Origin of the sequence: Streptomyces sp. NPDC060031, assembly GCF_042736805.1 — a bacterium.
In the GTDB taxonomy this organism is placed as follows: domain Bacteria; phylum Actinomycetota; class Actinomycetes; order Streptomycetales; family Streptomycetaceae; genus Streptomyces.
This window is the reverse complement of record NZ_JBHWVM010000016.1, coordinates 68,373-87,491: the sequence shown is the minus strand read 5'-3', so window position 1 is coordinate 87,491 and position 19,119 is coordinate 68,373. Positions and strand designations below refer to the sequence as shown.

The window sequence follows — 19,119 nt, the reverse complement described above, 5'->3', positions numbered from 1 at the left end:
CCGCCGGGCCCCGTGCCGTGCGGGCTGGCTACCCTGAGGCAGGCCCCGCCGTCACGCACCCCTGGAGCACCCCGTGAGAACCGCCGTCGTCATCGGAACCGGACTGATCGGCACCTCCGCGGCGCTCGCCCTGTCCGGCCGCGGGATCACCGTGCACCTGGTCGACCACGACCCGGCGCGGGCCCACACCGCCGCCGCCCTCGGGGCCGGCACGGAGGGGGCGTACGAGGGCACCGTCGACCTCGCGATCATCGCCGTACCGCCGGCCCACGTGGCCGCGACCCTCGCCGACGCGATCCGGCGGGGCCTGGCGCGGGCGTACGTGGACGTGGCCAGCGTCAAGGGCGGCCCGCGCCGCGAGCTGGCCGCGCTCGGCGTGGACGTGACGGCGTACATCGGCACGCACCCGATGGCGGGCAAGGAGCGCTCCGGGCCGCTCGCGGCGACGGCGGACCTCTTCGAGGGCCGGCCGTGGGTGCTCACGCCCACCCGGGACACCGACCACGAGGTGCTGAACCTGGCGCTGGAGCTGGTCTCCCTCTGCCGGGCCGTCCCCGTCGTGATGGACGCCGACGCGCACGACCGGGCGGTCGCCCTGGTCTCGCACACCCCGCAGCTCGTCTCCAGCATGGTCGCCGCGCGGCTGGAGGACGCCGACGAGACGGCCGTGAGGCTGTGCGGGCAGGGGATCCGGGACGTCACGCGGATCGCGGCGTCCGATCCCCGGATGTGGGTCGAGATCCTGTCGGCGAACCCGGGACCGGTGGCGGACGTACTCTCCGGGATCGCGGCGGACCTGGAAGAGACCGTCGAAGCGCTACGGGGCCTGCAGTCGGCCGACGAGGACAAGCGCCGCGGCGGCGCCGCCGGCATCGAGGACGTGCTGCGACGCGGCAACGCGGGCCGTGTCCGGGTACCGGGCAAGCACGGGGCCGCGCCCACCGTGTACGAGACGGTCGCCGTCCTCATCAGCGACAAGCCGGGCGAGCTGGCACGGATCTTCGCCGACGCGGGCCGGGCCGGCGTCAACATCGAGGACGTGCGGATCGAACACGCGACCGGACAGCAGGCCGGCCTGGTCCAGCTCATGGTCGAGCCGCGTGCGGTGGCTGCCCTGGAGGCCGAGCTGCGCGAGCGGGGCTGGGCGCTGCGCCAGCAGTAGCCGGGCCCGCCCGACCCCCGTTCGCAGGCACCCGCGGGCGGCCGGGGGCGGGCCGCCGGGGCTGGGCCGAACGGGGCGGGGCCGGGGAGCGCCGGGGCCCGGTAACCTTGGAGAGGGGCGCTTTGGCGCGCCCGGACACGTACGCGCAACCAGGAAGGTGCCCGCACCGTGGAAACCGCAGCTCCGTCCGCCGTGATCGTCGCCATCGACGGTCCCTCCGGCACGGGCAAGTCCAGCACCTCCAAGGCCGTGGCCGCCAAGCTCGGGCTGCGCTACCTGGACACCGGCGCCCAGTACCGGGCCATCACCTGGTGGATGATCACCAACGGCGTCGACACCGACGACCCGCACGCCATCGCGGTGGCCGCGGGCAAGCCGGCCATCGTGTCCGGCACCGATCCGGCCGCCCCCACCATCACCGTCGACGGCGAGGACGCCGCGGGCCCGATCCGGACCCAGGAGGTCACCTCCAAGGTCAGCGCGGTCAGCGCCGTCCCCGAGGTCCGCACCCGCATCACCGAGCTCCAGCGCTCCATCGCCGCCGCGGCCGTCGGCGGGATGGTCGTCGAGGGCCGGGACATCGGCACCACCGTGCTGCCCGACGCCGACCTCAAGATCTTCCTGACCGCCTCCCCCGAGGCCCGCGCCGTGCGCCGCAGCGGAGAGCTGCGCGGCAAGGAGGCCGCGGACCTCGCGGCCACCAGGGAGGCGCTGATCAAGCGGGACGCCGCCGACTCCGGGCGCAAGACCTCCCCGCTGGCCAAGGCGGACGACGCCGTCGAGGTGGACACCACCGAGCTCACGCTCGACCAGGTGATCGAGTGCGTGGTCACCCTCGTCGAAGAGAAGCGGGCGGGCCGCAAGTGAGCGATACGCCCTCCCTCAAGGGTGCGGCGGTCGGCCGGCGGATCGGCATCGGGCTCATGTACGGGCTGTGGAAGCCGCGTGTGCTGGGGGCCTGGAAGGTGCCCGCCTCCGGCCCCGTCATCCTGGCCGTGAACCACTCGCACAACATCGACGGCCCCATGCTCATGGGCACCGCCCCCCGGCCGCTGCACTTCCTGATCAAGAAGGAAGCGTTCGTCGGCCCCCTCGGCCCCTTCCTCGAAGGGATCGGGCAGGTGAAGGTCGACCGCAGCGGCGCCGACCGCGGCGCGATAGGCCGCGCCCTCGGCGTGCTCGACAATGGTGGAGCCCTGGGCATCTTCCCCGAGGGCACCCGGGGCGAGGGCGACTTCGCCTCGCTGCGCGCGGGCCTCGCGTACTTCGCGGTCCGCGGCTGCGCGCCGATCGTGCCCGTCGCCGTCCTCGGCAGCACCGAGCGCCGCGGCCGGCTGGTCAAGGCGCTGCCGCCGCTGAAGAGCCGGGTGGACGTCGTCTTCGGCGACGCCTTCGACGCCGGGGACGGCAGTGGCCGCCGCACCCGTACCGCGCTGGACCAGGCCACCGTACGCATCCAGGACCGGCTGACCGCCCACCTGGCCGACGCCAAGCGCCTCACCGGGCGCTGAGCGAGACTTGACCCTAGTAGTGGAACCGCGCTGCGCGGGTGCCACCGATCACCACGAACGACGAGGAACGGACTTCATGAACGACCAGCACGACCACGGAGCACTTGGCGACGCCGAGTACGCGGAGTTCATGGAGCTCGCCGCGGAGGAAGGCTTCGACGTCGAGGACATCGAGGGCGCGATCGAGGAGGCAGGCCACGGCCCGCTTCCCGTGCTCGCCGTCGTCGGCCGCCCGAACGTCGGCAAGTCGACCCTGGTGAACCGCATCATCGGCCGCCGCGAGGCCGTCGTCGAGGACAAGCCGGGCGTCACCCGCGACCGCGTCACCTACGAGGCCGAGTGGGCCGGGCGCCGCTTCAAGGTCGTCGACACCGGCGGCTGGGAGCAGGACGTCCTCGGCATCGACGCCTCCGTCGCCGCCCAGGCCGAGTACGCCATCGAGACCGCCGACGCGGTCGTCTTCGTCGTGGACGCCAAGGTCGGCGCCACCGACACGGACGAGGCCGTCGTCAAGCTGCTGCGCCGGGCCGGCAAGCCCGTCGTGCTGTGCGCCAACAAGGTCGACGGCCAGAGCGGCGAGTCCGACGCGGCCTCGCTGTGGTCGCTGGGCCTCGGCCTGCCGCACCCGGTCTCCTCCCTGCACGGCCGCGGCACCGGCGACATGCTGGACGCCGTCCTGGAGGCCCTGCCGGAGGCCCCCGCGCAGACCTTCGGCACCCCCATCGGTGGCCCGCGCCGCATCGCCCTCATCGGGCGCCCGAACGTCGGCAAGTCCTCGCTGCTGAACAAGGTCGCGAAGGAGGAGCGGGTCGTCGTCAACGAGATGGCCGGCACCACCCGCGACCCGGTCGACGAGATGATCGAGCTCGGCGGCATCACCTGGAAGTTCGTCGACACCGCCGGCATCCGCAAGAAGGTCCACCTCCAGCAGGGCGCCGACTACTACGCCTCGCTGCGCACGGCCGCCGCCGTCGAGAAGGCGGAGGTCGCGGTCATCCTGATCGACGCGACCGAGAACATCAGCGTCCAGGACCAGCGCATCATCACCATGGCCGTCGAGTCCGGCCGTGCCATCGTGATCGCGTACAACAAGTGGGACGAGCTCGACGAGGAGCGCCGCTACTACCTCGAGCGCGAGATCGAGACCGAGATGCAGCAGGTCTCCTGGGCGCCCCGGGTGAACGTCTCGGCGCTCACCGGCCGCCACATGGAGAAGCTGGTCCCGGCCATCGAGACGGCCCTCGCGGGCTGGGAGACGCGCGTCCCCACCGGTCGGCTGAACGCCTTCCTCGGTGAGATCGTCGCCGCCCACCCGCACCCGGTCCGCGGTGGCAAGCAGCCGCGCATCCTGTTCGGCACCCAGGCGGGCACCAAGCCGCCGCGGTTCGTCCTCTTCGCCTCCGGCTTCCTGGAGCACGGCTACCGGCGCTTCGTCGAGCGCCGCCTGCGCGAGGAGTTCGGCTTCGACGGCACCCCGATCCACATCTCGGTGCGGGTGCGCGAGAAGCGCGGCGCTCAGCACAAGAAGAAGTAGCGGCGGCAGGCGCCACCGGGCGCCGGGGTCAGTAGCCCCGGCGCGGAGCGGGCGGCAGGGCCGCCGGGATGTGCTGCATCCCGGTCTGGTGCTGCCGCCCGCCGGCGTGTGCGTACGAGTACGCGGGCTGCGGCTGCGGGGCGTAGGCGGACTGCCAGGGGTCCACCTGCTGCCATGCGGAACCGTTCCAGCCGCTGCCGTACGAGCCGCCGGCCTGGCCGCCGTACGAGAACGCCGTGAACCCGAGGTCCTCCTCGCCCGTGCGGTCGCCCGGCAGGGTCCGGAAGGAGCGCAGGTACTCCGAGTACAGCGTGTCGTAGATCGGGGTGTGCGAGGCGGCCGGGGTGCTGTCCCGGTCCCGTGCGTGGCGCATCGGGGGGACGGTGCTCGGATGGGACGGGGCGCGGGAGACGTCGTATGAATGCACGTATCAGCCAACGAACCCGAACCCCTGCGGATGCGGGGTGACCGGGCGGAAAACGCAGATCGCCGGGGGTGTGCGGGACGGACCGCACACCCCCGGCGCACGCCGCCCGGCCCCCTTCGCAGGGGGCGGACGGCCGTTTGCGGGGCGGGAAGGACTCAGGCGCCCGCGGTGCCCGCCAGGGGCATCGAGGCGGCCACCAGCTTGCCGTCGGCCGCGGCCTTGTCCAGGGCGTCGCGGAGCAGGTCCTCGCGGGGCTGCTGGCCGATGGAGCCGACGGGGGCGGCGTAGATCAGGACGCGCTGGGTCTTGTTGACCGCGGCCCGCCAGCCGTCGGTGACCGACAGCGCCTGGTGCGCCTGCCACCAGGCGACCTGGCCGGCGCCGTCGGCGCCGGGCTGCAGCACGGCGTGCAGCTGGCCCGCGGCGAGCAGGACCGACCAGCCGTTCAGCGGGGAGGGCAGCTCGCCGGTGTCGGTGACCGGGATGAAGCCCTGCTCGATGAGGAGCGGGAGGAAGTCGTCGCCGGGGCCGGTGGTGCCGGGGCGGGCGATGGCCGCGGTGGGCTCGACGACCAGGGCGGGGTGCAGGTCGCCGCCGATCAGGATCAGTCCGCTGGTGATGCCGAGGACGGCCTGGCCGCCGGGGACGGACTGCGGTACGCCGTCGTCGGCGCCGGAGCCCGGGGTGTACCCGGTGATGGAGCGGACGGCGCCCTGGAGCTGCTCCTCGGAGACGGAGACGACCTGCGAGGGGATGCACCCGGCGTGGGCGAAGGCGAGGACGGCGGTCTCGTCGCCGACGAACAGCACGGTGCTGGTCTGCTCGCGCTCGGAGTCGCCGGGGGTGCGGCAGGAGGTGCAGTCGTAACTGCCCGGGGACCCGTCGCCGACGAGCAGCCGTTCGGCCTCTTCGTCGCCGATCTCGGCACGTACCTCATCACTGACGTCGAGCATGCGCGGCACGGGTGGCTCCTCGGACTAGGCGTGCGGGGCCGGGGGGTTCCCGACTCGCCGGGCTCAACGGGGGAGCGGCGGCCGGGGTCACGCCGTTTGAGGGAACGGAATCGAACCGGACACCCGCAGGGGTGAACGGTGAGACCGGGGCTTTGTTTTCTCGCCAACTGTTTTTTGATTGTGTGCAGTTGGTGGCCGGAGCTGTTCGTTTTGTGGTGGGCGGTGGGGTGGGCCGGGCGGGTGGGCCGCGGGAGCGGGCGGTGTGGCGGGGCGGGGCGGCCGGGGGCGCTGCGTAGCGTGACGCGATGCGCAACCTCGGGATCCCGGCTGCCGTCGCCGTCGCCGCGGTGCTGTTCGTCCTCGGGCCGGGGGCGGCGGCGGCGGCCGCACCGCCGCCGCCGGCTCCCGGCTCCCCGGGGGTGCGCGTGCCGCGCACGGGGGACTGCGGGCCGGGCGGGGAGTGGCCGTGGGACTGTGTCGCCGACTGCGAGAGCGGTGGGCGGTGGGCGGTGAACACCGGCAACGGCTTCTACGGGGGGCTGCAGTTCTGGCAGCCGACGTGGGAGGAGCACGGGGGGCTCGCGTATGCGGCGCGGGCGGATCTGGCGAGCCGGGAGCAGCAGATCCGGGTGGCGGAGGGTCTGCTCGGCACGCAGGGGTGGGAGGCGTGGCCGGTGTGCGCGAAGCGGTACGGGCTGGCGGGGCGGATGCACGTGGTGCGGCGCGGGGACACGCTGGTCGAGGTCGCGCGGAGGCATCGGGTGGCGGGGGGCTGGCGGGCCTTGTACGAGGCGAACCGGACCGTGGTCGGCCCCCGCCCCGAAGCCCTCCGGGCCGGCACCCTCCTGACCCTCCCCCCGGCCCCGCCGCCGGCGCCCCCGTCGGTGCCGGTGCCGGTGCCCGCGGGGCCCGTCGCCCCGGCTCCCGCGCCTCGAACGCCGACGGGGCCGGATCCTGGCTGATGCCGCCTCTTGGCGAACTGGACGGCCCGCAGGGCCATCTCGGCCCCGCCGGCGTTCGAGGCGCGGGGTCCGGGGGTGGCCCCGGGGCTTCGGCCGGGCGGCAGACTGTTCGCATGCTCGAGACCTCCGCGCGACTGCTGCGCCTGTTGTCCCTGTTGCAGGCCCACCGCGAGTGGAGCGGCGCCGCTCTCGCCGACCGCCTCGGCGTGACACCGCGGACCGTGCGGCGCGACGTGGACCGGCTCCGCGAGCTCGGGTACCCCGTGAACGCGAGCCCCGGTACCGGCGGCGGGTACCAGCTCGGGGCCGGGGCCGAGCTGCCGCCGCTGCTGCTCGACGATGACGAGGCCGTCGCCGTGGCCGTGGGCCTGCGTACGGCCGCGGGCAACGGCGTCGAGGGCATCGGCGAGGCCTCCGTACGGGCCCTCGCCAAGCTGGAGCAGGTGCTGCCGTCCCGGCTGCGCGGCAGGGTCTCCGCGCTCAACCGGTTCACCGTGCCGATGCTGCGCGGCGCGGCGGGCTCCGCCGTCGAACCCGCCGTGCTGACCGAGCTCGCCACCGTCTGCCGCGACAGCGAGCGGCTGCGCTTCGGGTACCGGGACCACGGGGGCGCGGTCAGCCGCCGTACCGTCGAGCCGCACCGGCTGGTGTGCACCGAGCGCCGCTGGTACCTCGTCGCCTGGGACCTCGACCGGGAGGCCTGGCGGACCTTCCGGGCCGACCGGATCGAGCCGCGGCCACCGCACGGCCCGCGGTTCACCCCGCGCCCGCCGCCGGCCGAGGACCTGGCCGCGTACGTCTCCGAGGGCATCGCCCAGCGCGTGTACGCGGCGCGGGCCGTCGTACGGCTGAGGGTGTCGGCGCGGGAGGCCGCGCAGATCATCGGGCCGAGCGACGGAGCACTGGAACCGGTCGACGAGGAGAGCTGCATCCTGCGGACCGGGGCGGTGAACCTCGACGTTCTGGTGATTCACATCATGCTGATCGGCTGTGAGTTCGAAGTCGTCGAACCGGTTGAGCTGACGGACCGTATCAGGGCTGCGAGGGATCTCCTCGGACGGGCCTTGGAGCCTCGTTCCGTGAAGGAGATGTAAGGAACCCGAGTGGGTCTCGAGTGTAATTCCAAGACCCTGGAAGTAAATTCCGAAGACGATTTTCCCCCGGGCGTGTCGCGCGGCGGAAAGAAATGGATTCGCCCGAACTCGGCTGTCAAAAAACTGTCGACAATCCGTGACACAAGCGTGACCCGGGACGGACGAACCTCCGGGCGTACGGCTGACGTTGCGGCCATATGAACGACAACGGCGGGCCCGGTCGATGACCGGGCCCGCCGAAAGTCGCGCGTGCGTACCTGCTTCGTGCGTACCGTCCCCGCTCAGCCCCCGGCTACCGGGCGGGCGGAGGTGCCGCGGGCCGCGGCCCGCTCGGCGTGGACCGGGCGCCGGCTGCCGGCCGGCGTGACCGGGGTGCGCTCGGAGCGGATCAGGTGCGGCCGGGACGGGATGTGCGCGGCGGGCCGGGGAGTCGGGGAGTGCCCGGCGGGCAGGGCGGCGGCCGCGGCCGGCCGGGCCGCCGGCTCCGCGGTCTCGACCGGGCCCCGGAACTGCCACTTCCCGCCCGCGGAGAGCAGCGGCACGAGTACGCCGGTGAGCGGCGCGGGCACCCGCCCGGCCTCCATCCGGCGGCGCAGCTGCTCGCGCAGGCCGAAGACGTAGGCCTCGACCGCGGCGATGAGCGGCTCGCACCAGGGCAGGGCGAGCAGGATCAGCAGGCCGGCCGACCAGCCGAGCAGGACGTCGCTGACCCAGTGGGTGCCGAGGTAGACGGTGGTGGCGCCGACGCTGAGCGAGACCACCGCGGAGACCACGGACAGCACGCGCCGGGTGACCACGGTGGAGGCCAGGTAGGCCAGGATTCCCCAGGTCACGACGGCGTTGGCGGTGTGGCCGGAAGGAAATATATCGCCGCCCGCGAAGAGCTCCGCGGAGCCGATCTGCGTGGCGTAGTGCGGGCCGAGCCGGCCGAGGCCGAGCTTGACGGCGCCGACGGTGATGTTGAGGAGCAGCAGGGCCACGCCGAGGGTGATCAGCGGGCGCAGCGTGTGCTGCCGCCAGGAGCGCCACCCGAGCCAGGCCGCGACCATGACCGCGGTGGGTCCGCGCTGGCCCAGGACGACGAGGTAGTCGAGGAAGGCGTGCAGCTGGGGCCACTGCTCGTAGGGCCGGAAGAACATGACCTGCCAGTCCAGGCGGACGAGCCAGGACGTGGTCAACACGGCCACGACGATCGCGATGTAGAAGGCCAGGGTTGACCCGAGGAGCACGACGCGGTGCCGGCTCATCCGCGGTGTCTGCAGATGAGCCGGTCGCTCTGGTTCCCGGTCGAGCCGGGCGAACACCCGCTCCAGACGGGTCAGGATTTGGTCGGTACGCACTCAATCGACGTTACCGCGCGCCGATGGTCGGCCCGGTCGAATCGCGGGCTTTGTGATGACCATGTGATGTGGAGTGGGTCTCACGCGGTACTTAATTCCGGGTGTTCGGGCATTAGTTGGAGTCGCCCGATCCAATGCCCCGGCCAATTTTCCAGACACTTAACCCGGCTTTATCGACGCAGGTCAATCACTGCGGTTACGGCGGGCCCGAGCCGTTCAGCCAGAACGCCCCGTAGGCCGCCGAGGCGAGGGCGGCCGCGCCCAGCACGGCGGCCGCCCGGCCCGTCCGCCACCGGGCCAGCGCCACCGCCGCCGGCAGCAGCAGCGGGAAGGCGGGCAGGAGCAGCCGGGGTTTGGAGCCGAAGTACCCGGACGCGCACAGCGCCAGCGCCACCACGATCCCGCAATAGACGAGGAGCGGCGCCGGCTGGCGCCCGCGCACGCACAGGCCGTACAGCCACAGCACCAGGGCCACGCCCGCGATCAGCCCGACCCCGGCGAGGAAGGCGGAGGAGGCGAGCCTCGCCCCGATGAACCGGGCGAAGGCCCAGCCGCCGTCGAAGCCGTTGCCCCAGCCGCCCTGCACGTCCAGGTACCCCAGCAGCCCGCCGCCGGTGCGCGCGCCGACCCACAGCACGTACGCCGCCGCTCCCGTCGGGGCCAACAGGGCCCCGGCCGCCGCCCGCCAGGACCGCTCCCCGCGCCGCCAGGCCAGTACGGCGGCCACCCACAGCGCCGCGACGACCGCGGCCCCGACCGGGCGGGTCAGCCCCGCCCCGGCCGCGAGGAGGCCCGCGGTGATCCACCGCCCGCGCAGCATCCCGTACAGGGACCAGGCCGCGAGGGCGGTGAAGAGCGACTCGCTGTACGCCATGGACTGCACGACGGCGACGGGCAGCGCGGCCCAGACCGCGACGGCGAAGACCCCGGCCCGCTGGCCGTGGAGGAGGTCGGCGACCGCGAAGATCCCCCAGGCCGCGGCGAGCCCGGCGAGCGCCGACACCACGAGGCCCGCGGAGCCGTACGACAGTCCGCTCGCCGCCGACACCAGCCGCTCCAGCCAGGGGAGCAGCGGGAAGAAGGCGAGGTTGGAGTGGACGTCCCCGTTCGGGAGGACCACCTCGTACCCGTACCCCTCGGCGGCGGTCCGGGCGTACCAGAGCGAGTCCCAGCGCGCCGAGAGCAGTGTGTGCGGGCTGCTGCCGGCGGCCGCCCCCCACACGCCGAGCACGGCCAGCCCGAGCAGCCGGACCGCCGCGAAGACGGCCAGGGCGGGCGCGGCCCGACGAAATCCAAGATCTTTCACGGGCACGATTATCGAGGGCGCGGGAGCCCGCGAGTGGCCGAGAACCACTGGGCGTGAGCGTGCGTGTACGCGGGGGAGAGCGGGCGGGGAGACGAGGTGGCGGGAGTGGCGCACACCACACGGCGGCCGGTGCCGGGATGAGAGCTTGACCACGTGTGGGACAGCCGAACTCGCGTACGCTGACTCTTCACTCGCGTGTCGACGCCGGACCCCGTAGGACGCCACACCGCACACAGAACCCCACCGTGGCCCCACAAGACGCTGGTCCGCCGAGTGCGAGGGATCACCTGGGAGGTACATGCATGTCGGGGACGAACGTGGCCGGCGACAGGAACCCTTCCCCCTGGCAGCGACTCGGCGCCATCTCCGGCGGGGCCAGCCGCTGGGCCGTGCTGGCCGTCCTGTGCGTCAGCCTGGTGCTCGTCGCGCTCGACGCGACGATCCTCCACGTCGCCGTCCCCTCCGTCACCGAGGACCTGCGTCCTGGCTCGATCGAGCTCCTGTGGATCGTCGACGCCTACCCGCTGGTGTGCGCCGCCCTCCTGATCCTCTTCGGCACCCTCGGCGACCGCGTCGGCCGCCGCCGGATCCTCCTCCTCGGCTACGGGCTCTTCGGCGCCGCCTCCGCGATGGCGGCCCTCGCCGACAACGCCCAGGTGTTGATCGCCGCCCGCGCCCTGCTCGGGGTCGGCGGCGCGATGATCATGCCCGCCACCCTCTCGATCCTGCGCCAGGTCTTTCCCGACCGGCGCGAGCGGGCCCTCGCCATCGGCATCTGGACCGCCGTCGCCGCCATCGGCGCGGCCGGCGGTCCGGTTCTCGGCGGCTTCCTGGTCCAGCACTTCTGGTGGGGCTCGGTCTTCCTCATCAACATCCCGCTGATGGCGCTGATCCTGCCGCTCGGCCGCTGGCTGCTGCCCGAGTCCAAGGGCTCGTGCGACGGGCCGTGGGACGTACTCGGCGCGCTCATGGCCGCCGCCGGTGTGCTCGGCGCGGTCCTCGGGGTGAAGCGGCTCGGCGCGGAGCGGCAGTTGGCCGACCCCGAGGCGCTGGTTCCGCTGGTGCTCGGGGCGGCCCTGGTGATCCTTTTCGTCCGGCGGCAGAAGCGGCGGCAACATCCGCTGATCGACATGCGGATGTTCTCCCGCGCCGCCTTCACGACGTCCGTCGGCTGCATCGTGCTCGCCATGCTGGCGCTGGTCGGCCTGGAGCTGATCGCCGTCCAGTACCTCCAGCTGGTGCTGCACCTCAGCCCCCTGGAGACCGGGCTGCGGCTGCTGCCGCTCACCTTCGCCGCCATGGCCGCGGGGGCCACCGGGTCGTACACGCTCGCGCGGATCGGGCCGCGGACGATGGTGTCGCTGGGCTTCCTGCTGACCGCCGCAGCCGTGCTCCTGCTCACCTTCATGGGGCAGCAGGACCGGCCCGTGCTGCTGACGGTGGGCTTCATCCTGCTCGGCTTCGGCCTGCAGACCACCCTGTTCGGGGCGTACGAGTCGATGCTGAGCGAAGCTCCGGCGGATACGGCCGGGGGCGCGGCCTCGATCGGCGAGACCTCGTACCAGCTGGGCGCGGGCATGGGCATCGCGCTGCTCGGCAGCGTGATGAACGCGGCCTACGCGCCGGGGCTGGCGCGGGTGCCGGGGGTCTCGGCGGCGGACTCGGCGCGGGCGGCGAACTCCCTGGGCGAGGCCTACCAGATCGCCGCGCGGCTGGGCGGGCCGGCGGGGGAGTCGCTGTACGAGGCGGCGCGGCACTCGTTCGTGCAAGGGCTGCACGTGACGTTGGTGGTGAGTGCGGGACTGCTGCTCGCCGGGGCGGTGATGGCGCTGAAGCTTCCGCGCGTCATGGAGTGCTCCGACCCGGCCGGGGCCGAGCCGGTCCGCCTCCCGGCGCAGGCCACGTCCGAGCGCGCCCCGGCCGTCGGCTGACCCGGCGGTCGGCTGACCCTGCCGTCGGCTGACCCGGCCGCCGCGGCGAACGGCAGGCCGGGGTGGACCAGCGGCGGGGGTAGGGCCAAACTTGCAGCGCTAGGTTTCGTCCAGGCCCGCCGGGAGGCCCCCGTGTCCTTCGTTCCCACCGATCCGCTCGGGCTCGACGAGCTCCTCAGCCCCGAGGACCTCGCCGTACGCGACACCGTCCGCGACTGGGCCGCCGACCGCGTGCTGCCGCACATCGCCGAGTGGTACGAGAGCGGCGAGCTGCCCGGGATCCGGGAGCTGGCCCGGGAGCTCGGGGCGATCGGGGCGCTCGGGATGTCCCTCACCGGGTACGGCTGCGCCGGCGCCAGCGCCGTGCAGTACGGCCTGGCCTGCCTGGAGCTGGAGGCCGCCGACTCCGGGATCCGCTCCCTCGTCTCCGTCCAGGGATCCCTCGCGATGTACGCGATCTGGAAGTACGGCTCCGAGGAACAGAAGCAGCGCTGGCTGCCCGGCATGGCGGCCGGTGAGCTGATCGGCTGCTTCGGGCTCACCGAGCCCGATGTCGGATCGGACCCCGCCGCGATGCGGACCCACGCCAAGCGCGACGGCACCGACTGGGTGCTGAACGGGCGCAAGATGTGGATCACCAACGGGTCGGTGGCCTCCGTCGCCGTCGTGTGGGCGCAGACCGACGAGGGGATCCGCGGCTTCGCCGTCCCGACCGGCACCGCCGGTTTCTCGGCTCCGGAGATCAAGCACAAGTGGTCGCTGCGGGCCAGCGTCACCAGCGAGCTCGTGATGGACGACGTACGCCTGCCGGCCGACGCCGTGCTCCCGGGCGTCACCGGGCTCAAGGGACCGCTCGGCTGCCTCAGCCACGCGCGGTACGGGATCATCTGGGGTTCCATGGGCGCGGCGCGCGCCAGCTTCGAGGCCGCGCTCGGCTACGCGAAGACGCGCGAGCAGTTCGGCAGGCCCATCGGCGGCTTCCAGCTCACCCAGGCCAAGCTCGCGGACATGGCGCTGGAGCTCCACAAGGGCATCCTGCTCGCCCACCACCTGGGCCGGCGGATGGACGCGGGCACCTTGCGGCCGGAGCAGATCAGTTTCGGCAAGCTCAACAACGTCCGCGAGGCCATCGACATCTGCCGCACCGCGCGGACCATCCTCGGCGCCAACGGGATCTCGCTGGAATACCCCGTCATGCGCCACGCCACCAACCTGGAGTCGGTCCTCACCTACGAGGGCACCGTCGAGATGCACCAGTTGGTGCTGGGCAAGGCGCTCACCGGGCTCGACGCCTTCCGTTAGGCCCGGGAGGACCGGAGGGAGCCCGTGAGAGCCCTGCTCAGCTCTGGTTGAAGAAGTCGCGCGAGCGGCCGCCGGGCTCGCCGCTCACGATCTGGGTGTCGGCCGGGGTCAGCAGGAAGACCCTGGTCGCCACCCGCTCGATCGAACCGCGCAGCCCGAAGGTCAGTCCGGCCGCGAAGTCGACGACGCGCTTCGCGTCGCCCGGGTCCATGGACGACAGGTTCACGATCACCGGGACGCCCTCGCGGAACAGCTCGCCGATGCCCCGCGCGTCACGGAAGCCGTCCGGGGTGACCGTCGCGATCCGACGGCCCTGCCCGACGGCCGACTCCGACGCCACCTTGACGCGCGGGTCGGTGACCCACTGGTCGCCCGGGCCGGACACCGAGCCACCCTGGCCGGCCTCCGCGTAGTCGTCGTCGTAGTAACGCTCGTCGTCGCTGTCTTCCACGAGACCCAGCCAGGCACTCGCCTTGCGCACCGAACCCATGGACGCCTCCTCTCACCGCGGTCAGTTGTCTTCTCTCCGCTGCCCCTATGGTCGTCCATGATGCTGACAACGCGCCAAGTGGATAGTCGCCGCGCAGGCTTTTCGTGACGGTACTGGTGCAGAACATCCGTTGCACCGTCAAGGATCCCGGCCGGTACCACTGCTGACTGAGTGAAAATACGACCACTGCTGCCGTGCGGGTGACCGACGGGGACGTACGGGTGAAGGACGCGGCTCGATACGATGCGCGTCGGGTACGCGTATGACACACGGGGGAAGCGGATTGTTCGGCATCGTCAGACCTTGCACGCACCGGCTGGGGGAGCGGTTCAAGTCGGAGTGGATGGCCCATCTGTGCGGGCTGTGCCTGGCACTTAGAGGGGACCACGGGCAGTTCGCCCGGATCGTCACGAACTACGACGGTTTGCTCGTCTCTGTTCTGACGGAGGCTCAGTCCGGCCCCGCACCCGGCGCCCGCCGCACCGCGGGCCCCTGTCCCCTGCGCGGCATGCGCACCGCCGCGGTGGCGAACGGCGAGGGGGCGCGGCTCGCGGCCGCCGTCTCGCTCGTGCTGGCCTCCGCGAAGGTGCGCGACCACGTGGCCGACCGGGACGGGCTGTTGGCCCGCGCCCCGATCGCCGCCGCCGCCCGTCGGGTGGCCCGGGGCTGGGACCGCGCGGGCGCCCGCACCGGGGCCTCGCTCGGCTTCGACACGGCCGTGCTCGTCGACGCCGTGGACCGGCAGCCGGGCATCGAGATCCTGGCCGGCCCGGGGACTCCGGTGCTCGTGGTCACCGAGCCCACCGAGACCGCGACGGCCGCCGCCTTCGCGCATACCGCGACCCTCGCCGGACGGCCAGGCAACGCGCCCGCGCTCGCCGAGGCGGGCCGGTACTTCGGGCGCCTCGCGCACCTGCTGGACGCGGTCGAGGACCAGGCCGCGGACCGCGCGGCCGGAGCCTGGAACCCGCTGACCGCCACCGGTACCCCGCTCACCGAGGCCCGGCGGCTCTGCGACGACGCCCTGGAGGGGATCCGGCTCGCGCTGCGCGAGGTGGAGTTCGCGGACGCCGGGCTCGCCCACCGGCTGCTGGTGCACGAGCTGCGCACCTCCGTGGACCGGGCCTTCGGGACGAGCGGCTGCGCGCACCGCCACGACGGCTCCGCCTCGGCGGGGGGCTTCGGGCCGCCGCCGCAGGGATACGGGGCCCCGGGCGCGGGCCCTGCGTACGGGACCGCCGATCCGTACGGCACCGGCAATCCGTACGCCCCCGGCGGGCCCGGGATGCCGCCGCCGCCCATGGGGCCGGGCGGCGGTGGTGGCGGTGGCGGCGGGATACCCCCGCAGAAGCCGCGCCGCGGGCTGCTCGCGGGCTGCGCGGTGGCCCTCGGGCTGTTCTGCACCTGCCAGCTGTGCTGTAGCGACCACGAGGGTCCGTGGTCCCGCAAGAAGCGCGATCCGTGGTGTGACGCCTGCGACTGCGACCCCGGCTGCGGGAACTGCGACTGCGGCTGTGACGGGTGCGACTGCTGCTGTCCCTGCGACTGCTGAGCATCGGTCAGAAGGCCGCAGGCCCGGACGGCGTACCGGGAGGTTCCCGTGCCAGCCTGCGGGGGAAGGGCTGAGCGGCATGAGCGCTGACGCACATGACATCGACCCCGATCCCGACGTGGCGTGGAAACAGTGGCACGAACACCGGGTGGCCGCCGTGTCCGCCCCCTACGGCCCCCTCGCGCTGATCGGCACCCACTGGCTCGCCGACTACCCGGAAGGTCGAATTCCGGCCGTTCCGGGGCGCTGGCGCACCACCGGGGCGGGAGTGACCCTGGCCGCGGCCGCCGAGGACGGCATCAGTCTGGACGGCGAGCCCTTCACCGGTGACGTCGTGCTCGCCGCGGACGGGAGCCCGCCCTCGCACTCCCGCATCGCGGCCGGGGACGTACGGCTCGTCGTGATCCGGCGGGAGGGGGAGTGGGCGGTGCGCGTCTTCGACCCCGCCTCCGGGGCCCGCGCCGCCTTCGCGGGCATCGAGGCGACCCCGTACGATCCGGCCTTCGTCCTGCCGGGGCGCTTCCAGCCGTACGCGCAGGACCGGACCGTCCAGGTGGAGAACGCCGACGGGCGGGCCCGCGGGCTCGGTCTCGGCGGCGAGCTGAGCTTCGATTTCGACGGGGCGACGCACCGGCTCCAGGTGGCCGTGGACGAGGACGACGGCAGCCTCTGGGCGGTCATCGGCGATGCCACGGGCGGCCGCTCCAGCTATCGCTTCCGCTTCCTCAGGCCCGGTGTGCCGGCCTGGGGGTCACCCGGGACGGAGTCAGGGGGAGCCCCGATCGTCGTGGACCTCAACCGGGTCCAGCTGCCGCCCTGCGCCTTCGCGGATCACTTCATCTGTCCGTTCCCGCCGCCGGGGAACACCCTGCCGTTCGAAGTCGCCGCGGGCGAGCGTCGGCTGAAAGCCGCCCTTGCGACCGGTATCTGACGACAGGACACTCCCGACAGCACCTCTCGGGGCTTGTCAGGAGCACGACGAACGGCCATGCGCCCGCCGTGCCCCGGCCGCCCCCCACGGGTCACGGCACCCCCACGACCGCCGGGCCCCCGATCCCCTCCGGGAGGACGAGACGTGAGGATCAACCGCATCATCCATACCAGGCTCTTCGCGGTGGCCACCGGCATGGCCGCCGTGGCCGCCCTGGCCATCCCCACGGCGGCGCAGGCCGACGCGGGCAGCGACGTCAAGGACACGGGCTTCAGCGCCGCCCGCCTCGCCTCGGCCGGGGCGTCGGTCCTGCGCGCCGACGTCGCGGGCACCGCCTGGCACACCGACCCGGCCACCGGAACCCTGGTGGTCACCGCCGATTCCACCGTCTCCGCCACCGACATCGCGAGAATCCGCCGCGAGGCCGGAGCGGACGCCGGGGCCCTGCGCATCGAGCGCACCCCGGGCAAGCTCACCAAACTGCTCTCCGGCGGCGACGCCATCTACGCGTCGAGCTGGCGCTGTTCGCTCGGCTTCAACGTCCGCAGCGGCAGCACCTACTACGTCCTCACCGCCGGCCACTGCACCGACGGTGCGGGCACCTGGTGGACCAACTCCTCCCACACCAGCACCATCGGCACCACCGTCGGATCCAGCTTCCCGACCAACGACTACGGCCTGATCAAGTACGCCAGCAACTCGCCCGTGCCTCCAGGCACCGTCGGCAGCCAGGACATCACCAGCGCCGTCAACGCCACCAACGGCATGTCCGTGACCCGCCGCGGCTCCACTACCGGCATCCACGGCGGCTCTGTGACCGGCCTCAACGCCACCGTCAACTACGGCGGCGGCGACGTCGTCTACGGCATGATCCGGACCAACGTCTGCGCCGAGCCCGGCGACAGCGGCGGCCCGCTCTACTCCGGCACCCGCGCTGTGGGCCTCACCTCCGGGGGCAGCGGCAACTGCTCTTCGGGCGGGACCACCTTCTTCCAGCCCGTCGTCGAAGCGCTCAGCGCGTACGGAGTCAGCGTGTACTAGACCTGTCCCGGGCGCTGCGCCCCCGCTGCACCCCTGGACGTCCTCCCGCCTTCTGGGAGGATGTCCAGGGCGTCCGTGTCTGCGGGGGGAGCAGGTTTTCGCATGAAACGTATCGGCGTGACCGGGCACCGATCGATTCCCGACGAGGCGCTCGGCCATGTGGAAGCAGGCCTGCGGGCCGTACTGGAGGGCCAAGAAAGGCCGTTGGAGGCGCTCTCCAGCCTCGCGGAGGGAGCGGACCAGCTGTTCGCCGCCATTGCCCTGGAATGCGGCGCGGACCTCACCGTGGTGATCCCCAGCGGGGACTACGAGGACGCCTTCGAGGGCGCCGGGGCGCTCGCCGGCTACCTCGGGCTCAAGCGCCGGGCCACCCAAGAGGTCCGGATGGCCTTCGAGCGCTCCACCGACGAGGCCTACTACGCCGCCGGCACCTACATCGCCGACTCCTGTGACCGGCTCGTCGCCGTCTGGGACGGACAGCCCGCCCGCGGGCACGGCGGAACCGCCGAGATCGTCGCCTACGCACGCCGGCTCGGCAAACCCGTCACCGTGATCTGGCGCGAGGGCGTGACCCGGGACTGAGCCGCGCCCCCGCCCCGACCGGCCGGGGCCTCAACTGCTGTGTCTGGCCAGCCAGTCCGTGTGCTGCGGGGACACGTACCGCTCGGTCTCGTACACCGACGAGGGCCACTGGGACTCGGTGATGGTCGTCTGCATCACGACCATCATCGCCGCCAGGTCCTGCTCGATCAGGGTGTGCGCCTCGATCAGCGGATGGTGGCGCCGCACCTCGTTCCACGCGATCCCGGCCGCCGCCGCCGCGCTCAGCAGTCCCGTCAGCTTCGGCGCCGGTCCCGAACCGAAGGCCCCGATCAGCGCGAACAGCAGGGCCAGACAGGTCAGGAGCACGATCGTCCACGACCACAGGGCGGTCGCCCGCCGCGACACCTCCGTCTTGCGCTGGTACCAGTTGCGCTGCTCGATCAGCCGGTCCCGGACGTAAGTCTCCCGCCGCACCTGGTAGTTCAGCCCGCGCAGCCGGTGCATCGCCCCGGTGATCTCCCCGCCCTCCGGCACCGTCCCGGAGCCGCGCGGATCCTCCCAGCCCATCTTCTTCAGCTCGTCCAGACCCGCCTCCAGCCGGGCGCGGTACGCCCCCTCCGCCCCGGCCACATCGCTGCCGAACGGCGCCCCGTGCACGGCGTACCGCCAGGCCAGGGACTTGATGAACTCCGCCGCGCTGCGGTTGAGCTGCCACTGCGGGCGGGCCCGGCGCCGGGTCGCCCGTATGCCCACGGCCAGCACCCCGGCGTACGCGAGCACGCTCAGCAGCCCGAACAGGTACATGGACCCCAGCTTGGGCCCCGAGGGCAGGGCGGCGGCCGCCGCGGCCGCGACGAGCAGCATCAGCTGGGCGCGCGTGGCCTGGGTGGACTCCCGCTGCCGGGAGATCGCCGCCTGGTCGGTGTGGTGGAAGAGGACGGGCAGGTCCTCGTTTCGAAAGGTCATGCTGTCGGTCACAGCGCCCCCCAGTCTGCTGTCGGGCAGTCTGCCGTCATGGTGGCGGGCGGCCGGGGACCTGG

The 19,119-nt window shown here is 73.1% G+C and carries 18 protein-coding genes; 12 read left to right on the top strand and 6 right to left on the bottom strand.

Translation table 11 applies throughout. From position 1 onward, the window contains the following. The first annotated feature begins 73 nt into the window (after window positions 1-73). From ACFWB8_RS10195 to der, 4 genes are all read left to right on the top strand, one after another. Window positions 74-1,162: a prephenate dehydrogenase gene (locus ACFWB8_RS10195; protein WP_385224160.1), complete on the top strand. Its 1,089-nt coding sequence runs from the start codon at window positions 74-76 to the stop codon at window positions 1,160-1,162. Window positions 1,163-1,330: 168 nt separating this feature from the next. After that, on the top strand, window positions 1,331-2,029 hold the full coding sequence (gene cmk / locus ACFWB8_RS10190) for a (d)CMP kinase (protein WP_385224158.1): 699 nt from the start codon (window positions 1,331-1,333) through the stop codon (window positions 2,027-2,029). Window positions 2,030-2,085: 56 nt separating this feature from the next. Next, window positions 2,086-2,673, top strand: coding sequence for a lysophospholipid acyltransferase family protein (locus ACFWB8_RS10185; RefSeq protein ID WP_385224210.1), 588 nt, complete (start codon window positions 2,086-2,088; stop codon window positions 2,671-2,673). A gap of 76 nt (window positions 2,674-2,749) precedes the next feature. Beyond that, window positions 2,750-4,207, top strand: coding sequence for a ribosome biogenesis GTPase Der (gene der, locus ACFWB8_RS10180; protein WP_385224156.1), 1,458 nt, complete (start codon window positions 2,750-2,752; stop codon window positions 4,205-4,207). Window positions 4,208-4,235: 28 nt separating this feature from the next. Here the strand turns inward: der and ACFWB8_RS10175 are convergent, their stop codons facing one another. Further along, window positions 4,236-4,580 (bottom strand): hypothetical protein, encoded by a 345-nt coding sequence (locus ACFWB8_RS10175; protein WP_385224154.1) that lies wholly within the window; start codon window positions 4,578-4,580, stop codon window positions 4,236-4,238. 209 nt (window positions 4,581-4,789) lie between these two features. Next, window positions 4,790-5,596: a hypothetical protein gene (locus ACFWB8_RS10170; protein ID WP_385224152.1), complete on the bottom strand. Its 807-nt coding sequence runs from the start codon at window positions 5,594-5,596 to the stop codon at window positions 4,790-4,792. A 296-nt stretch (window positions 5,597-5,892) separates the two neighbouring features. Here ACFWB8_RS10170 and ACFWB8_RS10165 point away from each other — a divergent pair, with 296 nt between their 5' ends. Both ACFWB8_RS10165 and ACFWB8_RS10160 read left to right on the top strand, forming a co-directional pair. Then, window positions 5,893-6,549 carry a transglycosylase family protein gene (locus ACFWB8_RS10165; RefSeq protein WP_385224150.1) on the top strand — a complete coding sequence of 219 codons (657 nt, stop codon included), beginning with the start codon at window positions 5,893-5,895 and terminating at the stop codon, window positions 6,547-6,549. A 113-nt stretch (window positions 6,550-6,662) separates the two neighbouring features. Beyond that, a complete protein-coding gene (locus ACFWB8_RS10160) occupies window positions 6,663-7,643 on the top strand; it encodes a helix-turn-helix transcriptional regulator (RefSeq protein ID WP_385224148.1) in 981 nt (326 codons plus the stop codon). Between the two features lie 281 nt (window positions 7,644-7,924). Here the strand turns inward: ACFWB8_RS10160 and ACFWB8_RS10155 are convergent, their stop codons facing one another. Then, window positions 7,925-8,983, bottom strand: a complete 1,059-nt coding sequence (locus ACFWB8_RS10155; protein ID WP_385224146.1) for a phosphatase PAP2 family protein — start codon at window positions 8,981-8,983, stop codon at window positions 7,925-7,927. 196 nt (window positions 8,984-9,179) lie between these two features. Continuing rightward, window positions 9,180-10,289: a hypothetical protein gene (locus tag ACFWB8_RS10150; RefSeq protein ID WP_385224144.1), complete on the bottom strand. Its 1,110-nt coding sequence runs from the start codon at window positions 10,287-10,289 to the stop codon at window positions 9,180-9,182. Between the two features lie 302 nt (window positions 10,290-10,591). On the opposite strand from ACFWB8_RS10150, the gene ACFWB8_RS10145 reads away from it, so the two are divergent. Beyond that, complete coding sequence (locus tag ACFWB8_RS10145; RefSeq protein ID WP_385224142.1) at window positions 10,592-12,220, top strand: MFS transporter; 1,629 nt, start codon at window positions 10,592-10,594, stop codon at window positions 12,218-12,220. A 132-nt stretch (window positions 12,221-12,352) separates the two neighbouring features. Further along, on the top strand, window positions 12,353-13,522 hold the full coding sequence (locus ACFWB8_RS10140) for an acyl-CoA dehydrogenase family protein (protein WP_385224140.1): 1,170 nt from the start codon (window positions 12,353-12,355) through the stop codon (window positions 13,520-13,522). 37 nt (window positions 13,523-13,559) lie between these two features. Here ACFWB8_RS10140 and ACFWB8_RS10135 read toward each other — a convergent pair whose 3' ends face one another. Then, entirely contained in the window at window positions 13,560-14,012 is a 453-nt protein-coding gene (locus ACFWB8_RS10135) for a cell division protein SepF (RefSeq protein ID WP_385224138.1), read from the bottom strand. Between the two features lie 283 nt (window positions 14,013-14,295). Here ACFWB8_RS10135 and ACFWB8_RS10130 point away from each other — a divergent pair, with 283 nt between their 5' ends. The 4 genes from ACFWB8_RS10130 to ACFWB8_RS10115 all read left to right on the top strand — a co-directional run bounded on the left by ACFWB8_RS10130 (window position 14,296) and on the right by ACFWB8_RS10115 (window position 18,118). Then, a complete protein-coding gene (locus ACFWB8_RS10130; protein ID WP_385224208.1) occupies window positions 14,296-15,564 on the top strand; it encodes a DUF5685 family protein in 1,269 nt (422 codons plus the stop codon). A gap of 79 nt (window positions 15,565-15,643) precedes the next feature. Beyond that, window positions 15,644-16,495, top strand: a complete 852-nt coding sequence (locus ACFWB8_RS10125; RefSeq protein WP_385224136.1) for a DUF1684 domain-containing protein — start codon at window positions 15,644-15,646, stop codon at window positions 16,493-16,495. A gap of 195 nt (window positions 16,496-16,690) precedes the next feature. After that, the gene (locus tag ACFWB8_RS10120; protein WP_385224206.1) at window positions 16,691-17,536 is read left to right on the top strand and encodes a S1 family peptidase; all 846 of its coding nucleotides are present in this window, start codon (window positions 16,691-16,693) and stop codon (window positions 17,534-17,536) included. Window positions 17,537-17,638: 102 nt separating this feature from the next. After that, window positions 17,639-18,118, top strand: coding sequence for a hypothetical protein (locus ACFWB8_RS10115; RefSeq protein WP_385224134.1), 480 nt, complete (start codon window positions 17,639-17,641; stop codon window positions 18,116-18,118). Window positions 18,119-18,148: 30 nt separating this feature from the next. On the opposite strand, the gene ACFWB8_RS10110 is transcribed toward ACFWB8_RS10115, so the two are convergent. Continuing rightward, complete coding sequence (locus ACFWB8_RS10110) at window positions 18,149-19,045, bottom strand: DUF4231 domain-containing protein (protein WP_385224132.1); 897 nt, start codon at window positions 19,043-19,045, stop codon at window positions 18,149-18,151. Window positions 19,046-19,119 lie beyond the last annotated feature (74 nt).